22 protein-coding genes are annotated in these 25,549 nt (G+C 45.3%); 18 read left to right on the plus strand and 4 right to left on the minus strand.

What is annotated here, in order from left to right; genetic code table 11:
- The first annotated feature begins 18 nt into the window (after positions 1-18).
- The 9 genes from NQ095_RS11120 (at position 19) to NQ095_RS11160 (ending at position 8,753) form a co-directional block, all read left to right on the plus strand.
- Complete coding sequence (locus tag NQ095_RS11120; protein ID WP_258263535.1) at positions 19-1,362, plus strand: GntP family permease; 1,344 nt, start codon at positions 19-21, stop codon at positions 1,360-1,362.
- A gap of 78 nt (positions 1,363-1,440) precedes the next feature.
- Positions 1,441-2,964, plus strand: a complete 1,524-nt coding sequence (gene gntK / locus NQ095_RS11125; protein WP_258263536.1) for a gluconokinase — start codon at positions 1,441-1,443, stop codon at positions 2,962-2,964.
- A gap of 141 nt (positions 2,965-3,105) precedes the next feature.
- Complete coding sequence (locus tag NQ095_RS11130) at positions 3,106-3,825, plus strand: YebC/PmpR family DNA-binding transcriptional regulator (RefSeq protein ID WP_098438242.1); 720 nt, start codon at positions 3,106-3,108, stop codon at positions 3,823-3,825.
- A 182-nt stretch (positions 3,826-4,007) separates the two neighbouring features.
- The gene (locus NQ095_RS11135; RefSeq protein ID WP_258263537.1) at positions 4,008-5,273 is read left to right on the plus strand and encodes an ATP-grasp domain-containing protein; all 1,266 of its coding nucleotides are present in this window, start codon (positions 4,008-4,010) and stop codon (positions 5,271-5,273) included.
- Between the two features lie 59 nt (positions 5,274-5,332).
- Positions 5,333-7,297: a hypothetical protein gene (locus NQ095_RS11140; RefSeq protein ID WP_258263538.1), complete on the plus strand. Its 1,965-nt coding sequence runs from the start codon at positions 5,333-5,335 to the stop codon at positions 7,295-7,297.
- A 98-nt stretch (positions 7,298-7,395) separates the two neighbouring features.
- Positions 7,396-7,590, plus strand: coding sequence for a hypothetical protein (locus NQ095_RS11145; RefSeq protein ID WP_258263539.1), 195 nt, complete (start codon positions 7,396-7,398; stop codon positions 7,588-7,590).
- Between the two features lie 12 nt (positions 7,591-7,602).
- Positions 7,603-7,764, plus strand: a complete 162-nt coding sequence (locus tag NQ095_RS11150; protein ID WP_258263540.1) for a hypothetical protein — start codon at positions 7,603-7,605, stop codon at positions 7,762-7,764.
- Positions 7,757-7,957 (plus strand): hypothetical protein, encoded by a 201-nt coding sequence (locus NQ095_RS11155; RefSeq protein ID WP_258263541.1) that lies wholly within the window; start codon positions 7,757-7,759, stop codon positions 7,955-7,957. Before NQ095_RS11150 ends, NQ095_RS11155 begins: the two co-directional genes overlap by 8 nt.
- A gap of 142 nt (positions 7,958-8,099) precedes the next feature.
- Positions 8,100-8,753, plus strand: coding sequence for an oxidoreductase (locus tag NQ095_RS11160; protein ID WP_258263542.1), 654 nt, complete (start codon positions 8,100-8,102; stop codon positions 8,751-8,753).
- A 51-nt stretch (positions 8,754-8,804) separates the two neighbouring features.
- Here NQ095_RS11160 and NQ095_RS11165 read toward each other — a convergent pair whose 3' ends face one another.
- Entirely contained in the window at positions 8,805-9,659 is an 855-nt protein-coding gene (locus tag NQ095_RS11165; RefSeq protein ID WP_258263543.1) for a TetR/AcrR family transcriptional regulator, read from the minus strand.
- A 163-nt stretch (positions 9,660-9,822) separates the two neighbouring features.
- Here NQ095_RS11165 and NQ095_RS11170 point away from each other — a divergent pair, with 163 nt between their 5' ends.
- The 9 genes from NQ095_RS11170 to NQ095_RS11210 all read left to right on the plus strand — a co-directional run bounded on the left by NQ095_RS11170 (position 9,823) and on the right by NQ095_RS11210 (position 23,723).
- Entirely contained in the window at positions 9,823-12,954 is a 3,132-nt protein-coding gene (locus NQ095_RS11170; RefSeq protein WP_258263544.1) for an efflux RND transporter permease subunit, read from the plus strand.
- A 236-nt stretch (positions 12,955-13,190) separates the two neighbouring features.
- The gene (locus NQ095_RS11175) at positions 13,191-14,216 is read left to right on the plus strand and encodes a LacI family DNA-binding transcriptional regulator (RefSeq protein ID WP_258263545.1); all 1,026 of its coding nucleotides are present in this window, start codon (positions 13,191-13,193) and stop codon (positions 14,214-14,216) included.
- 106 nt (positions 14,217-14,322) lie between these two features.
- Positions 14,323-15,633 (plus strand): ABC transporter substrate-binding protein, encoded by a 1,311-nt coding sequence (locus NQ095_RS11180; RefSeq protein ID WP_258263546.1) that lies wholly within the window; start codon positions 14,323-14,325, stop codon positions 15,631-15,633.
- Positions 15,634-15,711: 78 nt separating this feature from the next.
- Positions 15,712-16,611: a carbohydrate ABC transporter permease gene (locus tag NQ095_RS11185; protein WP_258263547.1), complete on the plus strand. Its 900-nt coding sequence runs from the start codon at positions 15,712-15,714 to the stop codon at positions 16,609-16,611.
- 143 nt (positions 16,612-16,754) lie between these two features.
- Positions 16,755-17,531: a carbohydrate ABC transporter permease gene (locus NQ095_RS11190; protein WP_258263612.1), complete on the plus strand. Its 777-nt coding sequence runs from the start codon at positions 16,755-16,757 to the stop codon at positions 17,529-17,531.
- 15 nt (positions 17,532-17,546) lie between these two features.
- Positions 17,547-18,914, plus strand: a complete 1,368-nt coding sequence (locus NQ095_RS11195) for a GH1 family beta-glucosidase (RefSeq protein WP_258263548.1) — start codon at positions 17,547-17,549, stop codon at positions 18,912-18,914.
- Positions 18,911-20,239: a glycoside hydrolase family 30 protein gene (locus NQ095_RS11200; RefSeq protein WP_258263549.1), complete on the plus strand. Its 1,329-nt coding sequence runs from the start codon at positions 18,911-18,913 to the stop codon at positions 20,237-20,239. Before NQ095_RS11195 ends, NQ095_RS11200 begins: the two co-directional genes overlap by 4 nt.
- Before the next feature lie 146 nt (positions 20,240-20,385).
- The gene (locus NQ095_RS11205) at positions 20,386-21,702 is read left to right on the plus strand and encodes an oligosaccharide flippase family protein (protein WP_258263550.1); all 1,317 of its coding nucleotides are present in this window, start codon (positions 20,386-20,388) and stop codon (positions 21,700-21,702) included.
- Between the two features lie 143 nt (positions 21,703-21,845).
- Positions 21,846-23,723: a cation:proton antiporter gene (locus NQ095_RS11210; RefSeq protein WP_258263551.1), complete on the plus strand. Its 1,878-nt coding sequence runs from the start codon at positions 21,846-21,848 to the stop codon at positions 23,721-23,723.
- A gap of 14 nt (positions 23,724-23,737) precedes the next feature.
- Here NQ095_RS11210 and NQ095_RS11215 read toward each other — a convergent pair whose 3' ends face one another.
- From NQ095_RS11215 to NQ095_RS11225, 3 genes are all read right to left on the minus strand, one after another.
- Complete coding sequence (locus tag NQ095_RS11215) at positions 23,738-23,872, minus strand: hypothetical protein (RefSeq protein ID WP_258263552.1); 135 nt, start codon at positions 23,870-23,872, stop codon at positions 23,738-23,740.
- Between the two features lie 109 nt (positions 23,873-23,981).
- On the minus strand, positions 23,982-24,134 hold the full coding sequence (locus tag NQ095_RS11220; protein ID WP_258263618.1) for a hypothetical protein: 153 nt from the start codon (positions 24,132-24,134) through the stop codon (positions 23,982-23,984).
- Positions 24,135-24,740: 606 nt separating this feature from the next.
- Positions 24,741-25,460 (minus strand): TspO/MBR family protein, encoded by a 720-nt coding sequence (locus NQ095_RS11225; RefSeq protein WP_258263553.1) that lies wholly within the window; start codon positions 25,458-25,460, stop codon positions 24,741-24,743.
- Between the last annotated feature and the right edge of the window lie 89 nt (positions 25,461-25,549).

The following is a 25,549-nucleotide window of genomic DNA, read 5'->3' on the forward strand; positions in this document are numbered from 1 at the left end:
GAAAGGTAGGGATACAAAATGTCAGATCAAATGCTCATTTTAGTGGCACTGGCCGGAATTTTTCTTTTATTATTTTTAGTTATTAAAACAAAGCTTCACGCTTTTGTTGCCCTATTATTAGTAAGTTTAATCGTAGGGATCGCTGCCGGCATGCCGCTTCAGGAAGTCGTAGCTTCGATACAGAGCGGTATGGGCGGGACCCTTGGGTTTGTCGCAGTTGTCGTTGGTTTAGGTGCGATGTTCGGGCGCATGCTTGAAGTATCAGGGGGAGCGGAACGACTTGCTCAGACACTGATTAACAAATTCGGGGAAGATAAGGCACAATGGTCCCTTGGGATCACTGGTTTCCTGGTAGCCATTCCCGTTTTCTTTGATGTAGGATTCATCATTCTTGTACCGATTGTATACGGTTTAGCTAGAAAAACAGGCAAGTCACTCCTGTACTATGGAATTCCATTGCTTGCAGGTCTTGCCGTAACACACAGCTTCATCCCTCCGACTCCAGGACCGATTGCGGTTTCTGACTTGATCGGGGCGGACCTTGGATGGGTCATCCTGTTTGGTGCGATTGCCGGTGTTCCATCCATGATCATCGCTGGTCCACTTTTTGCAAAATGGATTTCGAAACGCATTCATGCAGTGGTTCCTGACTATATGCAGGCGGAAGAAATGGAGTACGATAAAGAGCTTCCGAGTTTCGCTTTGATTGCTTCTCTTATCTCGATCCCATTAGTATTGATTCTTTTGAACACGCTTTCGGGTGTTATCCTGGATGAAGGAAACATGATTCGTTCCATCCTGACTTTCTTAGGACATCCATTCGTAGCACTAACGATTGCAACATTGTTGACGTTCGTTCTATTAGGAACGAAGCGCGGATATTCCCGCCAGGAAGTACAGGACATTGCAACGAAAGCGCTTGAGCCTGCTGGGATCATTATCCTTGTAACGGGTGCCGGTGGAGTATTCAAGCAAGTATTGATTGACTCCGGTGTTGGGGAAGTATTAGGAAATATGATGGCTGGTTCAAGCCTGCCACCGATCGCCCTTGCCTTCTTGATCGCTATGGTCGTCCGTGTCGCTCAAGGATCTGCGACTGTTTCCATGGTAACAGCGGCAGGATTGATGAGCCCGCTGATCGACACTCTTGGTATGCAAGGTCCCGTTCTTGGTTTGATGGTTATTGCCATCGCTTCAGGAGCGACAGTCTTCTCCCATGTGAATGATAGTGGTTTCTGGTTAGTGAACCGTTATTTTGGATTAGATGTGAAAGATACGTTAAAATCATGGACCGTAATGGAGACACTCATCGGTTTTGTAGGATTTGCCGTTGTGTTCATTTTAGGGATATTCATTAGCTAAAATAGGATAGAATAATAGCAGAAGAGGGAAGAGCCATGTCGCTTCTTCCTTTTCTCTATTTATTTAGGAGGAACGAAGATGTCAGAATTCATGATCGGTGTCGATATCGGGACCACCAGTACAAAAGCCGTACTATTTAATAAAGAAGGAAAAGCGATCGAGCGTCACGGGATCGAATATCCATTACATACACCAACGCCCGGGACGGCTGAACAGGATCCTGAAGAGATTTTTCAGGCAGTCCTGAAGTGCGTCAAGGAAGTGGCTTCAAGTACAAATGAAACGATTTCATTTGTGTCGTTCAGTTCTGCCATGCACAGTTTGATCCTTGTGGATGAAAACGACCAGCCATTGACCCCTTCGATTACATGGGCAGATAACCGAAGTGCTGCATGGGCGGAGAAGATCAAGAAAGAAATGAACGGGATGGAGATTTACAGAAGGACCGGTACGCCGATCCATCCGATGTCACCCCTTGTGAAGCTTGCCTGGCTGAAGGACGAAAAGCCGGAATTGTTCGGAAAAGCGGCAAAGTTCATCTCGATTAAAGAATTCGTTTTCCATCGTTTGTTTGGGAAGTATGTAGTGGATTATTCCATTGCTTCTGCTACAGGGATGTTCCATCTGGAAAACCTGGCTTGGGATGAGGAAGCCATGAAAGTGGCCGGAGTCTCGAAGGATCAGCTGTCGACTCCGGTATCCACAACAGAAAGCCTGGTTGGTTTAAAGTCTGAATACACAGAGATGCTGGGCTTACCTGCCGATACGCCATTTGTTGTCGGCGCAAGCGACGGGGTTCTATCAAATCTTGGTGTCAATGCCATCGAGCCGGGAGTGGTCGCCGTGACGATCGGAACAAGTGGTGCGATCCGGGCTGTGACGGACCGGCCGGTGACCGATCCAAAAGGACGGATCTTCTGCTATGCCTTAACGGATAAGCACTGGGTGATCGGCGGACCCGTGAACAATGGTGGAATGATCTTCAGATGGGTCCGGGACGAACTTGCTTCCGGTGAAGTGGAAGTGGCGAAACGATTAGGGAAGGATCCCTATGAAGTACTAACGGATATTGCGGCAAAAGTAGAGCCGGGATCAGAAGGACTCCTGTTCCATCCTTACATGGCCGGGGAACGCGCTCCCCTTTGGAATGCAAAAGCACGCGGTTCTTTCTTCGGCCTCGGGATGCATCATAAAAAAGAGCATATGATACGTGCCGTCCTTGAAGGAATCGTCATGAACTTGTACAGTGTTTTACTTGCCCTGGAGGAATTGATCGGTACGCCGAAACGGGTCCAGGCAACCGGTGGATTTGCCCGCTCTGAGCTGTGGCGCCAAATGCTTGCCGATGTATTCGATCAAGAAGTGGAAGTGCCGGAAAGCTTCGAAAGCTCTTGCCTTGGTGCAGTGGTCCTTGGTATGTACGGCAGCGGCATGATCGACTCACTTGAAGAAGTGAAGGAAATGGTCGGCTCCGTCCATTCCCATCAGCCCGATCCGAAAGCTACAGAAGCTTATACTAAGCTCATGCCGATCTTTATTCGTGTACCACGATTGCTGGAAGAAGAATACGAAGCCATCAGTGCTTACCAGGAAAGAAGCTGACTCACCTGAGTCGGCTTTTTTTCGAGAGGGGATGGAAGGGAATCACTTAGCCAAAAGATGTCCTTTTCATGTATAATAGAAACGAAAATACCTTTTATTATCAGAAATTATCCATAGATAAATGAAAGAGAGTGAAACGATATGGGACGTAAGTGGAATAATATTAAAGAAAAGAAAGCGTCTAAGGATGCCAATACGAGTCGTATATATGCGAAATTCGGCCGTGAGATTTATGTGGCGGCGAAGCAGGGTGAGCCGGATCCTGAGCTTAACCAAACGTTGAAATTCGTTCTTGAACGTGCGAAAACGTATAGCGTACCGAAACACATCGTGGATCGCGCCATCGAAAAGGCAAAGGGCGGTTCAGAAGAAAATTATGATGAACTGCGCTATGAAGGCTTCGGACCGAATGGATCCATGGTCATCGTGGATGCCTTGACGAACAATGTAAACCGTACAGCATCCGAAGTGCGTGCCGCTTTCGGTAAGAATGGCGGGAATATGGGCGTGAGTGGATCTGTAGCGTATATGTTCGATGCGACAGCCGTCATCGGCATCGAAGGAAAATCTGAAGAAGACGTAATGGAAATCCTGATGGAAGCGGACGTGGACGCACGAGATATCATCGAAGAAGACGATTCTGTGATCGTCTATGCCGAGCCGGATCAATTCCATGCTGTTCAAGAAGCATTTAAGGGCGCCGGAATCACCGATTTTACAGTGGCAGAGCTTACGATGCTTGCTCAGAATGATGTGGAACTATCTGAAGACGATCAAGCCCAATTTGAGAAAATGATTGATGCGATTGAAGATCTGGAAGATGTGCAGCAGGTATATCATAATGTCGATTTAGGTGAATAATAGAGTGTAGGTGAACCCCCGATGCTGGCTGCATCCGGGGTTTTGATTATCGTAAATAATGTCAGTTTACCACTTTATTTGTCGAATAGACTGAAAATTCAGCATAATACTTCATTATCATAAGGGGCTTTGTTATGCTAAAAGGGAATCTGAATAAATACGTGAAAGAGGGAGAGGAAACTATGGGACTAGATCAACTTGAATTGCAACAGGCAGAACAGAGCGTGAAGGATAAAACCAAACCCTATTTAACGGCACTCATCGGGTGGAGCCTGCCGGCAATAGAGGCGTGTACGAAACTGAACAGGCCATTCGTAGTCGTAGGACCGCCGGATTTCGAAGCATACGCTGAAAAACATGAAATTGCTTTTATAGGCTGGGACTTTGATCGCTTGAACGAAGGTTCAGATCATCTTTATAAACAGCTGAAGTCACTCGGTGCTGAAGTGGCTGTTCCCTTATATGAAGAATGTGTGGAGTGGGCCGGGGCTTTGAATTCCCGTTTCCGCAACGAACCACGCGTATTCAATCGTTCTCTATTATTAAGGGATAAGGGGATGATGAAGCGAAAAGCCCAAATTGCGGGAATCAAAGTAGGTGTATTTGAAGAAGCAAGGGATAAAGAGGATGTACGACGCTTTCTGAAACGAGTAAATGAAGCCCTATTGAAAGTGGAAGGAGACAAGAACGATCCCATCCATGTTAAGCCCCTTGATAAAGCAGGATTTGTCGGTCACCGTGCCATCGAGAATCCAGAGGATATCGATGCTCTCACCGAGTCTGAATTCCCTCTGTTGATGGAAAGTCATTTAGACGGGCAGGAGTTTTCATGCGAAGCGTTCATTCATAAAGGGAAAATCCAATTTTTAAATATAACGGAGTATGTACGGTTGGGATATTCCAATTTCGTACCGGCATCTCCTACACTTGAAGAAAAACGTCCGATCATCCGTGAGGCGATTCAACAGCTCATTGATGCATTTGAAATCGAATATGGCGTGATCCATCCTGAATACTTCATCACCTCCGATGGGACCCTTCATTTCGGTGAAGTCGCAGCGAGGGTGCCTGGTGGGCATATCTTTGATTTGATTGAACGGGCGTATGGATTTAACGCTTATCAGGCACAGATTTTATGCGGTGACCCAAATACAACCGAAGAGGAGCTAAGAGAATTTTTCCCTTCGACAGGTGAGAAAGCGAAAGCTCATGCGGGTTGTCTAATGGTGCATCCTCATGTGAATTATGTCGAGAAACTTGAAGTACCTGACGAACTGGAAAACCATCCTTATTTTGAAAAACATGATATGTTCAGTCCTGCCCAGGGAAAAGTGGCTCAGCGGATAGGGTTCGGGAACCATTACGGGACCATCTTCTTCTATGGGGAAGACAGCGAAGTGATGAGGGATCTTTTAAAGGAATACGAACAATTTAACTTTTATATTTAGATCGGTCATCTTTGTGTAAACAACTTATCCGATATTCTGATCGATAAAGGAGTTTTGAAATGGCTTTTGAATTAACTTCTAAGCTGGAAGAACGATTTTTGCTGGCGCTGAATGAATTGGAAAGTGCAGCTTCATTTGCGAAATCAATGTATCAAACGGACGTCTATCAGGAAGCTCAAAGATTACTCGATACAGATGAAGGACTCGATATTTTATATCGGAGCGCAAGCCGTTTTGAAAAAGCCGGTGTATTCCAGGACGGTCCATGGGAAAAAGCATCCAAGCTTCAACCGCCTCTTGTGGCGGGGTCACTGCAGGCGAAAGGTCTGCCCTCGATTATCGAAATCCTGAGTGAACTCAGGATGCTTTCGATTGCAGAAGCCCAATATGAGCATGCAGACGTCTCGGCTGAAATGGCACAGGATTTTCTCAATGAAGTAATGGTGCTGAACCTGAACCTGCTTTTCCCGGAAGCAACTGAAGCCGCGCGGATTGAAGGTGGTGAGCAGAGTGAAAGGGCTACGGAGTTGTTTCACTTTCTTTCAGATAAATTGTCTTACCAAGCCCTTACGACTACGCTGATCAAAGAGATCGAACGGTTGACGGCACAGCGACCCATTATGGTGAAGCGAACCGTTTCCATGATTGAGACTGCGAAGAAAATGCTTCATTCTGATCTTAGTGCAGCGGAACGCCTGGTATTGGAGAAATATGTATCTGCCATCGAAGGTCCGTCCCCTTTGAGTAAAAATATTATCCTGCCTGGTGAATATCGCAAGAAGTTAATGGACGTTTCCCATGAAGAACTGGAGAAGGAGGCCGTTGCGTTCGCCGGGTCCATGCGCGAAACAGGGTTGGTTGCTCCTCAGCACGCCATTCTTCTGAGATATTTATGCAGGAAGTTGCCTGAGCTTGTACCCACCGCACTTCAGTTAAATGATAAAGGAAAAGCAAACCTGGATGAAAATGCCGAGCTTGTTTTTCAACTTGTGAAAGTGGCGATCTTCCCGGCCACGAAGCAGTCTGTATACGGGCTTGCTCTCTTGCTTGAACGAGGGGTCCTTTCCTATTCCCCTGTATCACCGGGACTCAAACGACTAATTGAACTTGATATCAGGGCAGAAGTGAGGAAGACGCTCCTGAATTCGTGTAAAACGGGAGATGGCATCACCGCAAATTCCGTGCTCCTTGCAGGTGTGATCAATGTCCTCGGGCAGCCTATCGGGATTGGACAGGGCTTGAACCCAACCTGTCAAACAGCACGGGGAATCAGCCTTTGGGCGCAGCATGCGCCCGGCTATCTGCTTGAACTGATCCCTAGGGCTGCAAGGGATGGTGACATCGATATCATGTTTGAAGGTACTCCCGTTCATTCCAAGGACTTGAGCGGAGGATTGGCGCCGGAACTTCATCAGGAACTTGATCCTGTTTCACTGGTTCTCGTCCCGCACCTTGACCGGATTTATAGTGAAATGATGAGGAGGGTTTCCCTTAGAGGGGAAGATGGACATCGCTGGGTGAATCCCGAGTTTTATGGTGACTGGGTCCAGAAGGGGTTCAGCACGGTGATCGATCCGTTGACCGGGCTCATATCTGATTATCCTGGTTTTGTAAGGCTGTTTTACGCTACCCATCATCCGGAATACAATGATGACTACGGTTTGATCTATCCGAATCCAGTTGGGATTTTCATTACCAATGTCCACGGAAAGCTCCTTGGATTCCACGCCGTATCCATTCTCCGTATCACCCGCGATCCAAAGGGGGAGTATCGGATCTATTTCTACAATCCGAACAATGACGGTTCACAGAATTGGGGACAGGGGATCGAACCTTCCGTCATGGATAACGGGGAATTGGAAGGGGAATGTTCACTTCCTTTCCATGAGTTTGTTTCCCGGCTCTATGCCTTCCACTACAATCCGTATGAGCAGGGTGATGCATTTGCGGTAGAGAATGATATAGTCGACGAAATCAAGGTCCTTGCCAGGGATAGCTGGGGAAAGGATTATACATGGGTTTAACATGATGAATGGCGTTGAGCGACGGTGGTCGCTCAACGCTATTTTGATTGGAATGATTCTTCTCTCACCAGCCATACTAAATAGTGGAGGTGGTACGAATGGACAGAGATAAGAAATCAGAAAAAAGGCGTATGGATACTCCGTTGAATCCTGAATTCAACATGAATGGCAGGCTGCGCAACCCTAGCCAGGTGTATGTTCCGGGAGAGTCCCTGGAAGAACATCATGCGGTGGAAGAGGGGAACGGCGTCATCGCAGAGAAAGTGATCGGCCAATCGAACGAGAATGGATAGGAGGTGCCAGCTTTGAATATGAAAGAATATCCCGTAGCGGATTTGTCTGAAGATGCCTTGAGTAAAGTGAAGAGTATGGAAAGTGAACTTTGTCAGCAATCAGCGGATGACATCGTGTTGATTGCTTATAAAAATACGGAAAGAAGCCGGGAAGGAGCGAGAAAAGATGGATAAAGGGAACAAGGAAATGCCTGACTTCAAAGAGCTGAATGACCGTATCATAGCGGAGGAACCAAAAGGTCCTTTCTTCGCAATCAAAACGAATCTGGATACGGCAGGGGTCAGGGACAACCCGTATGCGTCGGAGAAAGCGAGTCCTGAACAAGAGGAAAAGCTACAGCAGTTTTTTGAAGATGAAGAGCTATAGAGGTAACCGAAAGGCGTTAATCACCAAACATTGATTAACGCCTTTGCAGGTGGAACCTAGATTATTAGTGGCTACATAAGGATTTTATACGAATATGCCTTATACTAAAGAGGAATCATTCATAGAGAGAGGGGGAAATCATGTGTCTAGAGTTGCCTTAATCGCAGGTGCTACGGGTCTGGTCGGTTCTCATCTGATTGAAATACTCCTTAAGAGCCCTGAGTACAACAAGGTGATTTCTTTTGTAAGAAGGGAGAGTGGCATGAAGCATGAAAAACTGGATGAGCGGATCATTTCATTTGATGTGATGAAGCTTCTGCCTCATGAGGAAATTGATGATGTGTTTTGCTGTCTCGGAACCACGATCAAGAAAGCCAAGTCGAAACATGCTTTTAAGAAAGTGGACTACGAGTATCCCATTCAACTTGGGAAGCTCGGGAAAGCACATGGAGCAAAGCAGTATCTGGTGATCTCCTCGATTGGTGCAAATCCGGGATCACCGTTCTTTTATAGTAAGGTCAAAGGGAACTTGGAGAAGGAATTGATGGAGCTTCATTTTCCTTCACTCCACATATTCAGGCCATCTCTTCTATTGGGGGAGAGGCAGGAGTTCCGATTTGGTGAGAAAGCGGGGGAAATCTTCTCAAGAGCCGTCCGCCCTGTCATGATGGGCAGGTTGAAACGATACAGAAGCATTCCAGGCCAACAGGTTGCTTATGGCATGTATCGGTCAGCGATAGGGACATCCAAACAAGAAGTGATCATACATGAATCCGAGCAGATCCAGGAGCTTTAGGAAATAGGGGGAAATGATGAGAGACCCGCATCGGAAGCGGGTCTTTCATCGTTAAATTTGATAAAAATGCCTCAAAGCATTAATAAGATGCTTCATTGAAGAATCTTCAGCTAAATTCACAAGCATTCCTTTAATGACGACGGGACGGGTTTTGTCTTTCTGGATTTCTTCTTTAATGACTTCCAGGGAAATCCGGATATTCTCTTCCTCTGCCATCTCCAGTGCATCCTGGATCAAATGGACAAGCGTCGACTCATTGATTCTGGTAGAAGACGTGAAGTCCTTCACCAGATCATCCAATTTTTCAAAAGAAAGAACCGGCTCATCTCCACTCCTTAGCAAACCTTCGACTAAATCGTCCGTCCGTTTTAATATGAAATGGGACAAGTAAGCAAAGTCCAGATCGATCTTATCCAGCATGACCAGTTCTAAATAAGAATGGAAAAAACCTTGAATCATCATGGTAATGTCCCAGAAATAGGGCTCTATCTTTTTTCCGTATATACCGAATAATCTTCTTCTGTAATAGCGGTGAGTGTTCATCTTCATCTCGCTTAGGAGATCGTGGATTTCATCATTGAACGGCATGGCGTTCTCTCTGATCTGCATGATGATGAACTCTTTATGCTTACAAATTTCAATGAGCTGACATTCTAATTGCTTTTGGAATTTCTCATAAGGAGGCAGATCCTCGTTTTCGATCTCGTTCACTTTATCGGTGATCATCCTAAAATAGTAGTTCATGATCGCGAGCAGAAGAGCTTCCTTTGATTTGAAATACAAATAAAAGGCACCTTTTGATATATCACATTCGTTCACGATTTCTTGAACGGAGGTAGCGTTAAAGCCTTTCGTGGCAAACAGCTTAATCGATGTTTCAATGATTAATTTTTCTTTTTCTTTCATACTTTCCTCTCCTTGATAAACTCCTTACGTATATTATGACCGATTGGTCACAAAAAATAAACCTTTTCTTTCATAAGCATATTGACTTATGACTAATCGGTCAGTTATATTAGATATTGTTATGACTAGTCGGTCAGAAATAGAGAGAAGGGATGAATACGACGTGAACAGTATTATTAATTTCGTACTTAAAAATAAGTTTGCTGTCTGGCTGATGACGATCATCGTCATTATTGCAGGCTTATATTCAGGATTTAATATGAAGCTCGAAACCCTGCCTAACATCAATACCCCGATTGTCAGTGTGACAACGGTGTATCCGGGGGCTACGCCCGAAGATGTAGCAGACAAGGTGTCCGAACCAATTGAGAAACGGTTGCAGAATCTAAATGGTGTGAATGTTGTCAGCTCAACTTCCTACCAGAATGCTTCAGCCGTTCAGATAGAATACAAGTTTTCGAAAGATATGGATGAAGCAAAGACCGAAGTGGAAGAGGCTCTTTCTGATCTTTCTTTTCCGGACGGAGTGAACGAGCCGGAAGTATCCAGACTGAGCTTTAACGCCTTTCCGGTCATCGCCCTAAGTGTGGCGAATGAAGACCAATCTTTAGCTCAATTAACATCAACAGTAGAAGATACCATCATTCCTCAGCTCGAGGGAGTGGACGGGGTTGCTTCGGTTCAGGCATCAGGACAGCAAGTGCAAGAGGCACAGGTTGTTTTTGACCAGGACAAGCTTGCAAAATATGGATTAACGGAAGAAACCGTTCAAAATATCATCAAAGGCTCTGATGTGTCTGCTCCATTAGGATTATACACGTTCAAAGACAGTCAGAAATCCGTGATGGTTGATGGGAATATTACAACGATTGAAGATTTGAAAGAAATGAAGATCCCTGTGACGACGAGTGGGGCAACAGCACAAGGACAGGAGGGACAAGGGCAGACTCCTCAGGCACCTGCTGCTGGACAAGCACCTGCAGGCATGAAGGTCCCGACGGTTCAACTATCAGATCTTGCTGATATCAAACTGACCGGGAAAGCAGAATCCATTTCCAGAACGAACGGAAAAGAATCCATCGGACTTCAAGTGGTGAAAACAGCAGACGCCAATACGGTCGATGTTGTCAATGCCGTCAAAGAAGAAGTCAAAACGTTTGAGAAAGATATCGATGGAGTAGAAATCATTTCTACATTTGACCAGGGTGAACCGATCGAGGAATCTGTCAGCACGATGCTGAACAAGGCATTATTCGGCGCCATATTTGCGGTCATCATCATTCTCCTGTTCTTACGGGATATCAAATCGACGCTGATCTCCGTCGTATCGATACCATTATCGCTTTTAATCGCGATTTTACTTTTAAAACAGATGGATATCACGTTGAATATCATGACCCTTGGGGCGATGACTGTTGCCATTGGACGTGTTATCGATGATTCCATTGTCGTAGTAGAGAATATCTACCGGAGAATGTCACTGAAAGGTGAATTGCTGAAAGGGAAAGACCTGATCCGGGAAGCGACGAAAGAAATGTTCGTTCCGATCGCATCATCAACTATCGTCACAATTGCCGTGTTCCTTCCATTAGGATTGGTTCAAGGCATGATAGGTGAGCTATTCCTACCGTTCGCCTTAACAATCGTGTTCGCTCTATTGGCTTCACTTCTTGTTGCTGTCACAATCGTACCGATGCTTGCCCACTCCATGTTCAAAAAGGGTGTAGGGAAGAAGCACGTGGAAAAGAAAAGCCGTTTGGCACATTGGTATAAAGGTGTATTGAATTGGACATTGGATCATAAGATCATCACGTCGATCCTTGCCATCGCCATGTTGGTCGGAAGCTTGTTCCTTGTGCCGCTTATTGGGGTAAGTTTCCTACCATCCGATGAAGAAAAGATGGTCATGGCGACATATAAACCAGATCCCGGTCAAACGGAAGAAGATGTTGAGAAAATCGCACAGGATGCAGAGGAATACTTCCAGGGACGTAAAGACGCTGATACGATTCAGTACTCTGTCGGCGGGGAAAATCCGATGAGTCCGGGAAGTTCAAACAATGCAATCTTCTACGTTCAGTATAATGACGATACAGAAAATTTCTCTGAAGAAAAAGAAAAGGTCATCAAAGACTTGCAGAAATCAACTGACAAAGGGGAATGGGCTTCACAGGACTTCTCGGCAAGTGCCGGCAGCAATGAAATTGTCGTATACGTGTACGGGGAAACCCTGAAAGACATCGAACCTGTTGTCAACGATATTCAAGACATGATGGAAGACAAGAAAGATTTCAAAAAGGTCGGATCAAGCATTTCTGAATCCTATGACGAATACTCGTTTGTCGCCGATCAGGATAAACTGAGCGAACTTGGCCTGACGGCAGGTCAAATCGCCATGGAACTTGGTCAGACACGACAGCGTCCGGTCCTCACAACCTTTGAAAAAGATGGGGAAGAAGTGAATGTATACCTGGATGTTGAAAAAGAAACGTATGAAAGCATCAATGACTTAACGGATAAAACGATTCAGTCACCACTGGGCATGGAAGTCCCGATCAAAGACGTCGTTGAGGTTCAGGAAGGTAAAACGTCAGATACCGTATCACGACGGGACGGAAAAGTATTTGCTCAAGTGAGTGGAGAACTGAAGACCGATGATGTGTCGAAAGCATCTCAGGATATCAAGAAAGAAATCGATAAACTAGATGTACCATCAAGCGTGGACGTGAATATGGGTGGAGTGACAGAAGATATTCAGGAATCCTTCACGCAACTCGGATTAGCGATGCTTGCAGCAATTGCGATCGTCTACCTCATCCTTGTCATTACATTCGGTGGCGGTCTTGCACCATTTGCCATCCTGTTCTCACTGCCATTCACAATTATCGGAGCATTGGTAGGGTTATTGATCGCAGGAGAAACAATCAGTATCTCTTCTATGATCGGGGCACTGATGCTGATCGGTATCGTTGTGACGAATGCCATCGTACTCGTCGACCGTGTGATTCATAAGGAAAAAGAAGGTCTATCCACACGGGAAGCATTACTCGAAGCCGGTTCCACCCGACTCCGCCCGATCCTTATGACAGCCATTGCCACAATCGGGGCCCTGTTCCCACTGGCACTCGGCCTTGAAGGAAGCGGACTGATTTCGAAAGGCCTCGGTGTCACGGTTATTGGAGGATTGACCAGTTCGACTCTCTTAACGCTTGTCATCGTACCGATCGTGTATGAAATCCTGATGAAAATCAAAGGGAAGATCGGTGGACGTAAACGTAAAGTAGTGAAAGAATAGTTTGATAAAGAGGCAGTCCTGTATGGGGCTGCTTTTTTGATTATAGAGACGGGCTCTTGATAGGATTGTTCATAGTTGGAATAGCTTTGCCGGAACCAGTCACGGGCAGGCCCGTAAACAGAATGGATACTAACCATAAAAATTTTTAAAGTTTTCTAAAAATAGTATTGATTCCAACAAAAGTCTGGACTATAATAACAATTAACGAAAGCGCTTTCGATGAAGAGGAGACAGTAATGGTTACAATCTATGACTTAGCAAAACGCACTGGGTTTTCCAGTACGACCGTTTCAAAGGCTCTTAATAATTACACAGATGTGAGTCAAAAAACGAAGCAAAAAATCCTCGATGCAGCGGCGGAAATGGGTTATTTACCCAATGCTCATGCCCAGTCTCTATCGACGAAGAAATCCTGGACGATCGGGGTCATGTTTGCAGAGGACAATGAGGTCGGGTTGAAACATCCTTTCTTCAGCGCCCTTATTGAAAGTTTCCGCAAGTATGTGGAACGGGAAGGCTATGATTTGATCTTTGCTTCACGGAACCTCCGGAATCGGGATACAAGTTATCTTGAGCACTTCTTGTATCGTGCCGTGGATGGAATCGTTGTGATCTGCTCAGATCCCAATGATCCACAGGTTCAGGATATGATCAATAATCACGTGCCGATTGTCGTGATCGATATGAGCAATCAGAACTGCAGTGTTGTTTATTCCGATAATATTGAAGGTGGAAGATTGGCTGTGAGTTATCTTCATTCTTTGGGTCACACCCGAATCGCCCATATTTCAGGTGATCCGTCGATCGATGCCGGAGCACAGCGGATCAAGGGATTCACTAAGGGAATGGATGAACAGGAACTCCCAATTCTTGATGGGTATCTTGTTAACGGCGGGATGTTCTCGATTGCAGAAGGAAGAGCTGCAATGGAAAGGCTTCTCGCGCTGGAAACAGTCCCAACAGCAGTCTTCGTAGCAGGTGACCATATGGCAATCGGTGCCATGGAAGCCATCAAAGAGAAGGGGTTAAGGGTCCCTGAGGATATTTCAATCATCGGGTATGATGATATTGAAATGTCTTCCTACCTCACACCGAAGCTCACCACCGTCAGACAGGATACCGACCAGATCGGTGCACGTGCAGGACAGTTACTAATGAAGCAGATCATCCAGAAGAAGAAGCTGATAACGACAGAAGTCATTCCGGTGGACCTCATCATCAGGGAATCTTGTACAGTGGCAAAAAAAGAAAAAAAGAAATAATCTTATATTTTTTTTATGAATTTCGAAACCGGTTTCGGAATTTTTAATTGAAAGTGAACGAAACCGCTTTCGCCTTAATAATTACCAATGAAAAAGGGGGATTAAGATGAAGAAGATTTTGACAATATTCATGACTGTGGTACTGGTTGCAGGGGTACTTTCGGCCTGTTCGGGAGATTCCAAATCGTCTGGCTCAAAAGATAAAGACGTAGATTTAAAGGTTTGGTCCTTCACGGATGAACTGAAGAAACCGATCACGAAGTTTGAAGAGAAAAATGGTGTAAAAGTAGAATTGACGATCGTTCCGATTGCCGATTATCCGACAAAATTAAAGCCTGTTCTTGAAAGTGGCGTTGGGGCACCTGATGTCTTCACTGGAGAAATCGCGTTCCTGAAACAATGGGTCGACGCAGGATACTGGGAAAACTTATCAGAAAAGCCATACAATGTTGATGAAATCAAAGATAAATATGTACCATATGTGTTCGACTTAGGTAAAGATAAGGACGGAAATGTAAGGGCTTTATCTTGGCAAACGACTCCTGGTGGAATTTTCTACCGAAGAAGCATCGCGAAAGAAGTGCTTGGTACAGATGATCCAACAGAAGTAGGAAACATGATGAACTCAATGGACAATGTCTTCAAAGTGGCTGAAAAGATGAAGGAAAAAGGGTACAGCATGTTCCCGGATGAGGGCTCAATCCGCTGGTTCTCACAAGGAGATAATCCACAACCTTGGGTGAATGACAAAAATGAGTTGCAACTGACAGATGAAAAGATCGAATATATGGAATCTGCAAAGAAACTTCGCGAAAATAGCTATACAGCTCTTGCTGCTGAATGGTCCCCATCTTGGTTCGAAGCGATGGATAAGCCCATCAAAATGAAAGAAAACGGCAAAGAGAAAGAAACACAAGTATTCTCCTATGTTCTTCCGACTTGGGGACTCCACAGCGTTCTGAAAACGAATGTAAAGGAAACTACTGGTGACTGGGCCGTGACAAGTGGACCAAGCCCGTACTTCTGGGGTGGAACATGGTTAGGGGTTTACAACAAATCAGAAAACAAAGAACTTGCTTATGACTTTGTGAAAATGATGACTCAAGATGATGAATTCCTGACAGATTGGGCGAAAGAAACGGGTGATGTCCTAGCATACAATCCGGTAACAAATGCGATCAAGGATGACTTTAGCAGTGAATTCCTTGGCGGACAGAACAACTATCAATTCTTCCTTGAGCAGGCGAAAGAAATCGAGCCTGGTATTGTAACGAAGTATGATCAACAGCTTGATACGTTCTATGGAAACGCTGTTCAGCAGTATGTGGATGGAAAGAAGTCCAAAGACGAAGCCATTAAAGAATTCTATAAAAAAGCTCAAAACGCTTATCCGGATATAAAAGTACCGAAAAACTAAGAAGTAAAAATCAGTGGCAGGTGATGTGATTCCATGTCACCTGCCGATAATCTATTAACAACTAGGGGGGGCTGGGGAATGAAGAAAGTAGATCGATATGGTTATCTATTTATTGCCCCGTTTTGGATCATCTTTTTAATATTCAGCATTTATCCTGTTGCTCTTACATTCTACTACAGCTTTACGAACTATTCAGGAAGCGGGACAGCGGAAGTAATCGGTCTTGCCAACTATACCCGTTTACTCACGGACAGCTATTTTGTGGAAGCTTTTTTTAACACGTGGAAAATATGGGGAATCAACTTTGCCCTGCAAATCGGTCTGGCCCTAGTACTCGCATTAATCTTCTCTGATATGAGAATGAAGTTGAAAGGTTTGGCATTTTTCAGATCGATCTTTTATTTACCTAATTTAATCACCATCAGTTCGGTCGCTCTGCTGTTCGGTATCTTACTTGACTGGCAGCACGGATCATTAAATATGATTCTATTAAATATAGGTCTTATATCAGAACCGATTAATTGGCTGAACGAACCTGCGACTGCCCAACTTTCCGTTTCCCTGATCCTTACCTGGATGTGGTTCGGCCATTCGTTCATTGTCGTCATGGCGGGGGTTTCCGGAATATCAAAGGACTACTATGAGGCCGCTTTGATTGATGGAGCAAACAGATGGCAGACTTTTACGAAAATCACGGTTCCTTTATTAAAACCGATCTTACTTTATATCATGATCACATCCCTGATCGGCGGCCTTCAATTGTTTGATCTGCCTATGCTTCTGACAGACGGAATCGGTTCTCCTGATGGATCACTGAATACCATGGTGCTGTATCTGTACAATCAGGCATTCAAGTTTAATAACTATGGATATGCTTCAGCTGTCGCATATGGATTGTTCGTCATTACCTTGATCTTCTCGGCGATTGTCTTCAAAGGGATGTATGGAAATGAACGCAAACAAGCAAGGAAGGTGTAAGCATGTTGGGAAAAACAGCTGTAGAAAAAAATGTACCGACTCAAAAGGTTGAAAAGTCAAAGCCTGAACTTCTGCCACATGAGTCCAAACTGAAGACCAGAAATACCATTGTGAAGAGCATCATCTACATCGTACTTGTGTTGATGGCGATTATCTGCTTCATCCCATTCCTTATGATGCTTGTAAATGCGACAAGATCAAATGAAGCGATCCTGTCAGGATTCACCTTGATACCGGGAAGTTCTTTAGTTGAAAACTACACCACGATGATGGAGTACGTAAACATCTGGTCGGGGTTCAAGAATAGTCTGATCATCTCTGTCCTTACAACTTTATTATCAGGATATTTCTCAGCTTTGACTGCCTATGGATTCGCCTTTTACACATTCAGGGGGAAGAATTTCCTGTTCGTCTTCATGCTTGTGATGATGATGGTTCCAGGACAATTGGGGCTGATTGGCTTCTACGAACTGAGTAAGAATCTGGGAATCCTTGATTCTTTCATTCCACTGATCGTTCCGGCTATAGCAAGTCCGTTTGTCGTATTCTTCTTAAGACAATACATCCAGACGACGCTTCATCCAAGTTTAATAGAAGCTGCCCGTATCGATGGGGCAAGTGAGTTCAAGATTTTCCATACGGTGGCCATTCCGATCATGATGCCGGCCGTTGCGACGATGTCGATTTTCACGTTCATCGGATCATGGAATAACTACATCATGCCACTCGTGATCCTGTTCTCACCTGAGAAATATACGCTGCCTGTATTGATGGGATTCTTGAAGGGATCTCAAGTAGCACAAAATTTAGGTTCAATGTACTTAGGGATCGCGATTTCAGTCGTACCAATCATGATTGCCTTCCTATTCCTGTCTAAATATATCGTCAACAGCATTTCAGCAGGATCAATCAAAGAATAGAGGAGAGAATGACCTATGAAATTTGATAAAACATTTACCTTTGGAACCGCCACATCATCGTATCAAATCGAGGGTGCACATAATGAAGGGGGGAGAACTCCTTCCATCTGGGATATGTTCTGTGACATTCCGGGGAAAGTATACAAGCAGCATAATGGGGATGTCGCATGTGACCATTATCACCGATTCGAAGAAGACATCCAGCATATCAAGCGCCTTGGTGTAGACACCTATCGTTTTTCCATTGCATGGCCTCGTATTTTTCCTGAGAAGGGGAAGTACAATCAGGAAGGGATGGACTTTTATAAGAAATTAGCGGCAAGACTTCAAGAAGAAGGAATCAAGCCTGCCGTGACATTGTATCACTGGGACTTACCGATGTGGGCCCATGAAGAAGGTGGATGGGTCAACCGTGAATCTGTAGAATGGTTCATGGACTATGCAAGAGCGTGCTTCACGGAACTCGATGTGGTCGTCGATTCATGGATCACACATAATGAACCTTGGTGTGCAGGGTTCCTTGGCTACCATCAAGGTGTCCATGCACCGGGTCATACCAATCTGGATGAAGCAGTGAGAGCCGTTCACCACATGCTGTTGTCACACGGAAAAGCGGTTGAACTGCTGAAGAAAGAATTTAAATCTCAAACGGATATCGGCATCACGCTGAACCTGTCACCGGTTTATCCATATACCGATTCAGTAAACGATGCCCTTGCTGCCAATAATGCGGACGGATATTCCAATCGCTGGTTCTTAGATCCTGTATTCAAAGGGGAATACCCGAAAGACATGATGAACCTGTTCTCGAAATATGTCCATACGTATGATTTCATCAAAGAAGGGGATATGGACCTGATTTCAACGGAATGTGATTTCTTCGGCATCAACTATTACAGCCGTGGGATCGTCGAGTTCAGTGCAGCCAATGATTTCATGCATAAGGGAGCTTACTCCGATTATGAGAAAACAGGCATGGGCTGGGACATCGCTCCTAATGAGTTCAAGGACCTCATCCGCCGTCTGAGACTGGAATATACGGATCTGCCAATCTATATCACAGAAAACGGAGCTGCGTATGACGATGTTTTGGAAAATGGAAGAGTGCATGATCACGAACGCGTTAACTACTTGAATCTGCATCTTCAAGCGGTTTCCGACCTCAATGAAGAAGGCATGAACATCCAGGGATATTATCTATGGTCCCTGATGGACAACTTTGAGTGGAGCTTCGGTTACGATAAGCGATTTGGCATCCTTTATATCGACTTCGATACGCAGGAGCGAATCTGGAAAGACAGTGCCTTCCGTTATGCTGAAGTCATCCGGGATCATAAAGAGACACATGGTCTTCATACCAATGCCGAGGAAGTAACGCAATGAATATGAAGGTGATTTTGACAGCCAAAGAAACAGGAGATCGGTTCTCTGAAAAAGAGCCGGTTTCTTTTTCGGATGGCCGTGCTTCTACCCACATCCAACTCGATCCGGAGCGCAGATATCAGGAAATGTTGGGATTTGGCGGTGCATTCACCGAAGCGGCGGCTCACAGCCTTTCCCTCATCAGCCCCGAAAAAAGGGAAGAAATCATTCACCGGTATTTCGATCCGGCAGAAGGTCTTGGTTACCGCTTCGGAAGGACGCATATCAACAGCTGTGATTTTTCATTAGGAAATTATACGTATGTGGAAGATGGAGATGCGTCACTGAAGAGCTTTTCCATCGATCGGGAGAAAAAGCTTGTGATACCGCTTATCCAGGAAGCGATGGAAGTGGCAGGGGAAGAGCTTTCCATACTTGCTTCACCGTGGAGTCCCCCTGCTTGGATGAAGACAAACGGTGAAATGAACAACGGGGGGAAACTATTGCCTCAGTTTGAATCTGTCTGGGCAGACTACTACTCGAAGTACATAGAAGCGATGGAAGAAGAGGGGATCCCGATCTGGGGATTGACGATCCAGAATGAACCCGAAGCGAAGCAGGTATGGGATTCATGCCTGTACACGGGAGAAGAAGAACGGGATTTTATAAAAAATCATCTAGGTCCGTCCCTTGAGAAACATGGCCATGGGGATGTGAAGGTCATCATCTGGGATCATAATCGTGATGTGATCCATGAACGTTCCAAGGCCGTCCTTTCAGATCCCGAAGCGGCGAAGTATGTGTGGGGAACTGGTGTCCACTGGTACGTTTCAGAGGAGTTTGAAAATCTCTCTAAAGTGCATCATGACTTCCCTGATAAGCATTTGATCTTTACAGAAGGATGCATCGAAGGCGGGGTCAGACCCGGCGCCTGGGATACTGGTGAACGCTATGGGCGTAATATTATCGGTGATTTGAACAATTATCTTGAAGTGTGGATCGATTGGAATATAGTACTGAACGAAGAAGGCGGACCGAATCATGTCGGGAATTACTGCGATGCACCGATAATCGTCGACACTTTGAATAACGACGTCCGTTACAATAGTTCGTACTATTACATCGGGCATTTCAGTAAATATATCAAAGTCGGAGCAAGACGTATCGGATGTCAGATTTCCAATGACGCTGTATCGGCTACTTCCTTTGAAAATCCAGACGGGGAGATCGTCGTTATTGTGATGAATGTGAATGACCGTGAGGAAGAGATTTCCCTTTCATGCGGTGAGGGGATTTTCACTACGACTCTTCCATTGCATTCGATTGCCACTTTTATGATCCGTTAGTTGGAAAGCGGTCCTTTCGGGGGCTGCTTTTTATTATGAGGAATGAAAATAAAGACGAGAGCTATGACCCATCCACACCCCGCCTCATATTCCCCGGACAACCATCATAGAATAGACCATCTTACATAAAGGCAGGGTACAAGCGTATGAGTCTGTTTTTAAGGGGTGCATTGGTGTTGGTTGTGACGGCATTCTTAGGGGAATGTCTGGAGTTTGTAATTAATATGATCCTGGCCCGTGAGCTTGGGGAAGCGGGGCTTGGCACATACATGTCGATTCTGCCGTCGGTGTTCCTGATCGTCATTTTATCGAGCATGGAACTGCCTATCAGCCTTTCCAAATTCTTTGCAGAAAAGGAGGAAAGATACCACAGGGGGATGCTGCACTATGCTTTCAGGTTTGCATTGATCACGACATGCATTCTGTTATTGATCATGGTGATGGTTTATGCCTGGACTCCTTTATTTCAAGGATATCACCCGGGGATTCGCTGGCTCGTCCTGATTGTGATCCCGATTGTGGCCTTCACTTCGATCACAAGAGGATATTTCATGGGGATCCAGCGGATGGGGAAAATTGCGGCAGCGAATTTTCTTCGTAAAGGAATCCAGTTATTTTTATTAGTGTCAATCTATCAATTTTTATCCTTTGGCATCGATACATCCATCTTCATTGCCCTTGGAACATTAATTGCCAGTGAAGTGGTGGTTTTTGTATATTTGATTCATGCTTACGTTCTTGAAATTAAGGGTAAAAGAAAGAACAGCCATTCTACACTTTCAACAGGTGAGATGAGAAAGTCAGTGCTATCTGTATCGATTCCGACGACGGTCCTTCGCATCTTTCATGCACTGACCCATGCCATCCAGCCTTTTCTGATAAAATGGGCCCTTGTCCTTTCGGGGATGGGGGCAGTGGATGCGAATGAACATTTCGGGATGCTGGCGGGAATTGCCCTCACCATCGGGTTCTTTCCTTCGTTCATTGCATTTTCGATGCTGATCGTTTTGATCCCGACCGTTTCGGAAAAAGTTTCATCGAAGGATTTTGATGGGATCCTGACCCATCTTAAGCAAGTGATGTGGCTTACATTGGGCTACGGTGTACCGGCCGTGTTTATTTACTATACTCTCGGGGACTACATAACAGAGACGTTTTTTCATTCTGTTTCCTCCGCCTATTATTTAAAGCTGCTCTGGCCGTACTTCCTGTTTCATTTTTTGGTATTTCCTCTCCAGGCCTTTTTGATCGGGCTGGGACTGGTGAGGGATGCCCTCCTTCATACCATATGGTCCAGTGTCTTTTCGTTTTCACTCATTTACCTCCTTGGTTCCCGTTTTGGAATGGAAGGCGTCATTCTGGGTATGAATGCAGGAGCCGTCTTGATTACCATGCTCCACTACGTGACCATCTGCAGGGAACTGGAAACGACTCTTTGGTTAAAATCAGCCATAAAAATGTAAACTATACAAAACAAATGTGCTACCGCGAGGCATTTGTTTTGCAATAGGAGGGACGGACCTTATATTCTATTGGTAATCTGTAACACCTACATACCATTTATTTGTTATGATGGCTGATTTCATAACCTCCAAAGGAGAAATCTATGATCGATTCTATTTTATTCAACATCATGTTAGTCGGAGTACTGGGAATCGCTTCCCAATGGGTGGCTTGGAGATTCAGGCTGCCGGCCATCGTTGTCATGTCGATTGTCGGACTGCTCGTAGGTCCGATATTCGGCCTCATCAATCCTAAAGACGATTTTGGGGAAGTGTTTAAACCTATCATATCCATGGCTGTGGCCATCATCCTCTTTGAGGGAAGCTTGAATCTTGATTTCCGCGAAGTGAGGGGACTCGGGAAACCGGTCTTCAGGATCGTGACGTTCGGGGCCCTCCTTGCCTGGATCCTTGGTTCCCTTGGAGCCCATTATGTTGCAGGTCTATCATGGGCTGTTGCCTTCGTGATCGGTGGATTATTCATCGTTACGGGTCCTACTGTCATCCTGCCTTTACTCAGGCAGGCGAAGCTTAAGCCGAGACCTGCAGCAATCCTGAAGTGGGAAGGGATCGTCGTCGACCCATTCGGCGCCTTGATTGCTGTGTTTGCCTTTGAAATCATCAACTTCTTGATAAGTGATGATGTAACAGGACTTTCTTTATTACTTTTCTTTGCCGCCTCCCTGTTTGCCGTCGTATTCGGATGGGCCCTCGGGAAGTTCACCGGCTTTATCTTTGAAAATGGACATGTTCCGGAATTCCTTAAGTCACCTGTTGTGTTTGCACTCGTCCTTGCCTGTTTCACGATATCAGATCAAATCACACATGAAACCGGCCTCCTGGCTGTCACGGCCATGGGGATGACGCTTGCAAATATGCATATCTCATCCATCGACGATATGCGTCACTTTAAGGAAAATATTTCGGTGCTGCTCATATCGACCATATTCGTGATGTTGACGGCTTCACTAACCGTCGATACCCTGTACCGAATCTTCAACTGGAACATCATAGCATTCGTCCTGCTCATGCTATTCATCGTACGGCCACTTTCGATTTGGCTTTCGACGATAGGGACGGACCTCTCAGTCAGGGAGAAGATCCTTGTCGGTTGGATTGCACCGCGGGGAATCGTCGCTTTGACCGTTTCTAGTTACTTTGCGTCGGTATTGTTGGAGAAGGGCTTTCAGGATGCATCCATCCTGACGTCCCTAACCTTTGCCCTTGTATTCTCAACCGTATGTGCACACGGGTTTTCGATTAAATGGCTGGCTAAGAAACTTGACCTGGCCATCAGCGAACAGCCTGGTGTCGTGATTGTCGGAGGGAGTAAATTCAGTACTGAATTCGCTAAAACTCTGCAAGATATGAAGATTCCTGTACTGATCACGGATTCCTCCTGGCAGCGATTGTTTTCGGTGAGAAAGGCGGGGATCCCATTTTACAGGGGAGAGATCCTTTCAGAACAAACGGAGTACTATCTGGATATGACTCCGTATGAATATATGATCGCAGCGACCGAACTGGACTCTTATAACGCCCTTGTGTGTACGACGTTCGTGCCTGAGGTCGGAAGGAATAATCTGTTCCAGCTGAGCCTCAGAAGCAAGCGTGATGATGACCTGGAAGATATGGTCCATACGATTGGAGGACGCATACTCTTTCAAAATCATGTCACGTGGGAAGAGCTGAATAAACGTGTCGAGCGTGGAGACGTATTCAGGAAAACCAATATCACGGAAAAATACACCTTTGAAGAGTATTTACATGAGCGCGATGAAAATACCTTGTTGATGTTTGCCCATAAACCGGCGGGAAGAATCGAATTCTTCACGGAAGGCGCGTCACCGAAGATCGAGCAGGGAGATGTGATTGTCAGCCTGACTCAGCCTTGTAAGGAAATCAACAAGATTCAAGAGAAGCTTACCGTTCAAAGGGAAACAAAAGCAAAAGAAGACAGAAAGAAAGAAAGCGCCGACTGAGTCGACGCTTTCTTTTATTTTTCACCCGAATACTGCTCACCTAACTGCTGCTTCACTTGATTGTACGTCAGGCCGGATTGTGCGTTCTGACGTTTCACCTCATCAATATCCGTCCCGCTCTTTGTTACCCTTTTGTTTGGCTGATTCATACTCACACCCCCTGAACTTAATGTCAGTCAGATGAGACTATTCTATGCAAGAATAAAGTGGCTGGGACATAACTAAATCCATTTCCTCTAAAGACGAACAATCAATAAATTAGGTAGGATTGCTTGCTACACCGCTATTGATTTCCGTGCAAGACTTCGCTTTCCTCGGGCGGAAGGCGAGCCTCCTCGTCGCTATTCGCTCCTGCGGGGTCTCACCTATTCCGCTTTTCCCGTAGGAGTCTTCGTCTTGCACTCCAATCAATAGCTAGATCCTGCTATATACATAACATGCTTTAGCAATAATAATAAATGGTCCGTTTCACCAAGGTAGTTCCATTGTTCGGTCATTAGGGGTGTATCTTAGCAGAATGTGTCATTCATATCAGGTAAGAAAGAATACTTGTATTTTTAAAAGGAATCTGTCACTGCAACTATTAGGATAAGAGTTAAAGTGAAACACTTACGCTTGGAAAGTTGATTGGAGCGGAAGATGCTCGACTCCTGCGGGAAACGCTGGACAGTCCGAAAAGCGGAAGCGGCTTGACCAGCCCCTCGAGGTCATAAGCTAAATGGACCAAGAAGGCGTTATTTTGCCTTCTTGGTCCATTTAGCTTATGACCTCGAGGGGCTAGCTGCTGTAGCTGGACAGGTGAGACCCCGCAGGCGCAGCCGAGGAGGCTCACCGCCAGCCCCGCGGAAAGCGAGCAACTGGAGCGGAAATCAACCACTACTCACTACGTCTAAAAGCAACAGTATTTACGTAAACAGCCGATTGATCACAATCCGAACGATTTCGATTTTCAAAAAAGAATTTCGAATGATCGTCCGGATTTTCTTTTAACTAAACACTTTTCCCAGCGTCTTCATTTTATGAACGTGTGCGCTTGTAGACAAGGTCAAAGATCAGGATGATGACGGCGAGGGCATAGGCGGTATATGAATAGGTGGAGTGCTCTGCCATATTCTTCACGCCGATACCGATAAAGGCCCATACAAATACGAGTGGGTAAAGGAGATCATGCTGCGTGATACGGAACCAGAAGGCAAGGACAGTCGCGAAAATCAATCCGAGGTACGCCCAGACAAGCTCGGAAATCCCGAATCCGTTCCAACCGATATCCACTAAATAATAGGTGATATTCACAATCGTCGCAATCGAAATCCATCCTAAATAGATCGAAAAAGGGGCGGAATCCAACAGGGACGGACCTGTGCTTTTGATCCTCCTATAAAGGGCAATCAGGGTGATTAATAGTCCGAGCATAATAAAGACGGAAACAAGGAAATAGTTATAATGCCAAGCCAGGATCCACGCTGAGTTCAACAGGCAGCTCAGTACGAATAATCCGCTTGTTTCCTGATAAAGTGGGAGCAGGCGTCTCTCTTTAGGGAATTGACGGATGATCCAGATGGCGAGCAGAAGGTAAATAAGGCTCCAAATGGAAAAAACATAGCCTGCAGGTGTAATCATGATGTCGAGCCTGTCGCTGATTTCCCTCGTGGATTGATTGTTCAATGGCAGTGTGACAGCCAGTGTATTCATCACGATCACCAATGCAAAGGCTAAAATATTTAAAATCAACTTCATATTGTATCCCCCTTGAAAAATAATGGTGCAGGAAAGGATCCCTTTCGGACCTGTTGTTTGCTATATACTATTCCACTTTTATCCGTTTA

Origin of the sequence: Rossellomorea sp. SC111 (assembly GCF_024733565.1) — a bacterium.
GTDB lineage: Bacteria > Bacillota > Bacilli > Bacillales > Bacillaceae_B > Rossellomorea.

Bases quoted from the DNA above. Each gene is read 5' to 3' on its own strand.
- NQ095_RS11200 (WP_258263549.1), top strand. From the start codon at position 18,911: ATGAATATGAAGGTGATTTTGACAGCCAAAGAAACAGGAGATCGGTTC.
- NQ095_RS11180 (WP_258263546.1), top strand. From the start codon at position 14,323: ATGAAGAAGATTTTGACAATATTCATGACTGTGGTACTGGTTGCAGGG.
- NQ095_RS11155 (WP_258263541.1), top strand. From the start codon at position 7,757: ATGGATAAAGGGAACAAGGAAATGCCTGACTTCAAAGAGCTGAATGAC.
- NQ095_RS11120 (WP_258263535.1), top strand. From the start codon at position 19: ATGTCAGATCAAATGCTCATTTTAGTGGCACTGGCCGGAATTTTTCTT.
- NQ095_RS11195 (WP_258263548.1), top strand. From the start codon at position 17,547: ATGAAATTTGATAAAACATTTACCTTTGGAACCGCCACATCATCGTAT.
- NQ095_RS11210 (WP_258263551.1), top strand. From the start codon at position 21,846: ATGATCGATTCTATTTTATTCAACATCATGTTAGTCGGAGTACTGGGA.
- NQ095_RS11145 (WP_258263539.1), top strand. From the start codon at position 7,396: ATGGACAGAGATAAGAAATCAGAAAAAAGGCGTATGGATACTCCGTTG.
- NQ095_RS11205 (WP_258263550.1), top strand. From the start codon at position 20,386: ATGAGTCTGTTTTTAAGGGGTGCATTGGTGTTGGTTGTGACGGCATTC.
- NQ095_RS11130 (WP_098438242.1), top strand. From the start codon at position 3,106: ATGGGACGTAAGTGGAATAATATTAAAGAAAAGAAAGCGTCTAAGGAT.
- NQ095_RS11135 (WP_258263537.1), top strand. From the start codon at position 4,008: ATGGGACTAGATCAACTTGAATTGCAACAGGCAGAACAGAGCGTGAAG.
- NQ095_RS11185 (WP_258263547.1), top strand. From the start codon at position 15,712: ATGAAGAAAGTAGATCGATATGGTTATCTATTTATTGCCCCGTTTTGG.
- gntK (WP_258263536.1), top strand. From the start codon at position 1,441: ATGTCAGAATTCATGATCGGTGTCGATATCGGGACCACCAGTACAAAA.
- NQ095_RS11215 (WP_258263552.1), bottom strand. From the start codon at position 23,872: ATGAATCAGCCAAACAAAAGGGTAACAAAGAGCGGGACGGATATTGAT.
- NQ095_RS11140 (WP_258263538.1), top strand. From the start codon at position 5,333: ATGGCTTTTGAATTAACTTCTAAGCTGGAAGAACGATTTTTGCTGGCG.
- NQ095_RS11190 (WP_258263612.1), top strand. From the start codon at position 16,755: ATGGCGATTATCTGCTTCATCCCATTCCTTATGATGCTTGTAAATGCG.
- NQ095_RS11175 (WP_258263545.1), top strand. From the start codon at position 13,191: ATGGTTACAATCTATGACTTAGCAAAACGCACTGGGTTTTCCAGTACG.
- NQ095_RS11165 (WP_258263543.1), bottom strand. From the start codon at position 9,659: ATGAAAGAAAAAGAAAAATTAATCATTGAAACATCGATTAAGCTGTTT.
- NQ095_RS11225 (WP_258263553.1), bottom strand. From the start codon at position 25,460: ATGAAGTTGATTTTAAATATTTTAGCCTTTGCATTGGTGATCGTGATG.